The organism is Streptomyces sp. NPDC055078 (genome assembly GCF_053607985.1).
Window position 1 is genome coordinate 1 of record NZ_JBSGUP010000721.1, and the last position, 4,004, is coordinate 4,004.

The 4,004-nt window shown below is 70.7% G+C and carries 3 protein-coding genes; all 3 read right to left on the bottom strand.

Annotated elements, in window-relative coordinates; all coding sequences use genetic code 11:
- Nucleotides 1–445 precede the first annotated feature (445 nt).
- From ACWF94_RS35460 to ACWF94_RS35470, 3 genes are read right to left on the bottom strand one after another with little or no spacing between them, the layout of a single operon-like run.
- Nucleotides 446–1,405 (bottom strand): LysR family transcriptional regulator, encoded by a 960-nt coding sequence (locus ACWF94_RS35460; protein WP_453498325.1) that lies wholly within the window; start codon nt 1,403–1,405, stop codon nt 446–448.
- Nucleotides 1,406–1,443: 38 nt separating this feature from the next.
- The gene (locus ACWF94_RS35465) at nt 1,444–2,643 is read right to left on the bottom strand and encodes an acyl-CoA dehydrogenase family protein (RefSeq protein WP_453498327.1); all 1,200 of its coding nucleotides are present in this window, start codon (nt 2,641–2,643) and stop codon (nt 1,444–1,446) included.
- Nucleotides 2,640–3,830 carry a CaiB/BaiF CoA transferase family protein gene (locus ACWF94_RS35470; RefSeq protein ID WP_453498330.1) on the bottom strand — a complete coding sequence of 397 codons (1,191 nt, stop codon included), beginning with the start codon at nt 3,828–3,830 and terminating at the stop codon, nt 2,640–2,642. Before ACWF94_RS35470 ends, ACWF94_RS35465 begins: the two co-directional genes overlap by 4 nt.
- Between the last annotated feature and the right edge of the window lie 174 nt (nt 3,831–4,004).

Consider the following 4,004-nt stretch of genomic DNA (forward strand, 5'->3'; position numbering starts at 1 on the left):
CCCCCGTGCCCAGCCGTGCGCTGCCGTGGGAAATACGTTACGGAGCAGGCCCCCGCCCCCTCGTCGTCCCTCGGGACGAACCTTCCCCGACCGCTCATAGGGAGGAGCCCCTAGGGGTGCTCCACCCCCGGGTGGAGCGGCACGGCCCCGGCTGCACCCGCACGGTGCGGCGACTTCACGTGTGACTCCACGTGCGACTTCACGGGCGACTCCACGTACGACTCCACGTACGACGGTGAACCGCGGCGGTGAACCGCGACAGGGAGCCGCGACGGGGAACACAGCACCGCCGGTCGTGGGGGCGAAGGGGCCCACCGGATCGCCGCGCGGCAGCCGTGGGCGAAACCGTATCCATTCGACGGGCAGTCGTCACCGGTCAGGGCCGGGAGCAGGGTCCGCCGCGGCGAGGCCGGGGCCACGCCGTGGCGGACTCCTCCAGTCGGGCTCAGCAGCCCTGGTAGGCACTTGTCGCGGCGTCGAGCAACGACTGGCCCGCGGCGCGATGGGCGTCGATCTCGGAGAACCACTGCCGGAGGGTACGTGCGCATTCGCTGACGAGCCGCGATGCCGCTGGGCTCAGCGATTCCGATCGGTGCACGATGCCGAACGGGGTGGAGATCATCGGATCGGTCTCGACCACGACCGCGCCGAGCCGCCGGGCCCGCACCGCCATGCGGAGCGGCAGGAAGGCGTGCACGCCCCCGCCGAGGACGAGGGTCAATTGCGCATGCCGGTTGGGCATCGTGGCCAGCACATACGGCTGCACCCCCTCGGAGCGCAGTGTCGCGGCCACCGAGTCGTTCTCCCGCTGGGCCTGCTGGCTGACCACGAGCGGAAGACTCTCGATGTCCTTGATCGCCAACGGGTCGGCGGCGGGCCGTTCGGTCCCGGGCGGCATGACCAGCAGCAGTCTCTGCACACCGAGGTCGACGCAGTCGAGCGTGCTCACGGGGACCGGGGAGGTCGTGAACCCGACCTCGCACCTGCCCGCGATGATCTCGTCGCACAGCTCCCGGGCGCTGCCGAACTCGGAGATGTCCAGACGCACCTGCGGGTGCAGACGCCGGAAGGAGCCGCTCCACGACGCGACCGCGTCGCCCGACATTTCCGGCATGGTGCCGATGGTGACCGACCCCGTCTCCAGATCCCGGGCCTTGTTCATCGCGTCGCGGGCGGCGGTGACGCCACCGAGGATGTCGCGCGCCGCAGGCACGAGAAGCGCCCCCATGGGACTCAGCACCAGGCGACGCCCGGTGCGGTGGAACAGAAGCACCTTCAGCTCCCGTTCCAGCGCACCGATCGACTGCGACAGTGTCGGCTGGGACACATGGAGATGTTGCGCGGCACGGTTCAGGCCCTCGCACTCCACGACGGCCAGGAAGTACTCAAGCTGTCGCAGTTCCATCTCGCTCCGTTCCCCGCGACACCGCCGGGCACGTCCGGCTACCGGACACGGTAGGTGTCCGGCAGCATTCCGTCGACGGCCACTCCGCGGATCATGGCACGCCCGAGGTTCCGCTCATGGATCGGAGACGATCCCTCGTAGATCCTCAGGGCCCGGACATCGCGCCACATCCTCGGGACGGGATGCGGCCCGACGATGCCTTCGCCGCCCAGCAGCTGGACACAGCGGTCGGCCACCCTGCTCGCCATCTCCGAGCAGTACAGCTTCGCGGCGGCGATCCGGTGCCGCGGGACGGATCCGGTGTCGAAGGCGCGGGCGGCCTCCAGGACAAGGGCCCGACCCGCTTCGAGGTCGGCGAAACACCGGCCGAGGTCGGCCTGGACGACGCCGAGGTCCGACAGCGGCCCGCCGAACTGCTTCCGGCCGTTGACGTGCCGGGTCGTCTCCTCAAGCATTCTGGTGGCCTGGCCGACACAGGTGGCGGCCACATGAAGGCGGGCATGGTTGATACCCCGCAGAGCCGCGGCCAGTCCTTGTCCCCGGGCACCGCCGAGCAGCCGGTCCGCCGGCACCACGACCGCGTCCAGATCGATCTCCGCGACGGGTCCCTCGGCATGGCCGTTCATCTGCTCGGGCAGCCGGGTGGTGACTCCCGGGGCCGATGCGTCGACGAGGAACGCCGACACCCCGGCCGCACCCTCGGCCTCCGGTTCGGTACGCGCGAAGACCAGCAGGTCGTCGGCCCAGTGTCCGTTGGTGATGTAGCGCTTGCCCCCGTCGATGACCCAGGTGTCACCCTCGCGCCGGGCGGTGGTCCGCAGGTTCGTCGCGTCGGACCCCGCCTCCTCCTCGGTCAGCGCGAACGCCGTGACACGGTCCCCCGTCGCCATCGGCGGCAGCATCTCACGGCGCTGTTCCTCGGTGCCGTGGTCGAGGATCGCCTGGGAGCAGAGCCCGATGACCGTGGAGAACCGGGACCGGTAGACGCAGGACGCGCGGGTGAACTCCAAGGTCAGCCGCACCTGCTGCGCCATTCCCCAGCCGAGGCCCCCATAGGCCGGCGGGATGGAGATCGCGAAGAGACCCAGCTCCGCGATGCGCTCCATGATGGATTCCGGCACCCGGCCGAGGGCGACCATGTCGGCCTCGGCGGGGATCAGCTCGTCCTCGGTGAACGCCGCGACGGCTGCGAGGTGGGTCTCGAAATCGACACCGGTGAACGCTGGACGGGGGGTCATGACTTCTCCTCTGCGGTGATGACGCGGTGCGCGACGAGTTCGGATATCTGGTCTTCGGAGTGGCCCAGCTCCAAGAGCACCGTCCTGGTGTCCGCGCCCAGGGCCGGCGCCGCCTCCCGGCAGGGGCTGCGTTCTCCGTCGATCAGGAAGGCCGGACCGGGGAGGCGGAACGGATCGGGCGCGTTCTCGACCGGGACGAGCAACCCGGACGCGCGCAGATCGTCGTCGTCCGCGATCTCCTCGAAGGAGCGGACCATTCCGCAGACGATGCCGCGAGAACCGAGTAGCTCAACCGCCTCCTGCCTGGTCATGGCGCCGAACGCGGTGGTGAGCAGCGCCAGGAGAGCGCCCCGGTTCGCGACTCGCGCGGGATTGTCCGCGAAGCGGGGATCATCGGCGAGCGTGGGGCGGCCGATGAGCGCACAGAGGGCACGCCACTTCTCCGCGGTGTAGGCGGAGACGACGATGGCGCCGTCGAGAGTCGGGACGAGGTCGGCCGCCGGCGCGGCGAGTGCCTGACCGTTGCCCTTGCGGCGCGGCGACACCGCGCCCAGTCCCAGCTCCGCCCACGCTGTCGACTGCGCGGCGACGACCGCCTCCATCAGCGATGTCTCGACGACCCCGCCGCGCCCGGTCCGGGCCCGCTGGAGCAGGGCTGCCAGTACGCCGGAGGTCAGCGCGCCCGCGGCGAGGACGTCGGCGATCGCGAAACCCACGCGCTGCGGATCCCCGTCGCCGCTTCCGGTCATGTGCATGACCCCGAACTCCGCCTGGGCGGCGATGTCGAGTCCTACGCGCTGCCGGGAAGGCCCGCGTGTGCCGAAACCGGTGACGAAGCCGTACACGAGGTTCGGGTGGCGGGTGGTCACCGCCTCGGCTCCCAAGCCGAGCCGCTCGGCCGCGCCATGACGGAAGTTGTGCACCAGCACGTCCGCCGTCGCCATCAGCTCCTGGATGATCGTCCGGCCTTGTGGGGTGCGCAGATCGACGGCGATACTGCGCTTGCCCCGGTTGTTGGCATGCACCATCGCCTCGCCGAACGCTCCGATGGAGCGGGCCTGGTCGCCGCGGAGGCTTTCGACCTTGATCACTTCGGCGCCCAGGTCAGCCAGGTTCTGGGCCGCTCCGGGGGCGGCGATGTACTGGCCGAGGTCGAGTACCCGGAGCCCTGCGAGCACTCCGGTCATCGCGCTTCCTCCTCCTTCTCGGCGGCTGACTTCCCGACGGCTGCTTCCCCGACGGCTTTCCCGACGGCTGCTTCCCCGACTGCCTTCCCGGCGGCTGCGCGATGGGCCGTCTGGGCCGTCAGTGAGCGGCGAGCGGCCTCGGGGTCGAAGAGGGCGCCCCCGGTGACGGCGAAG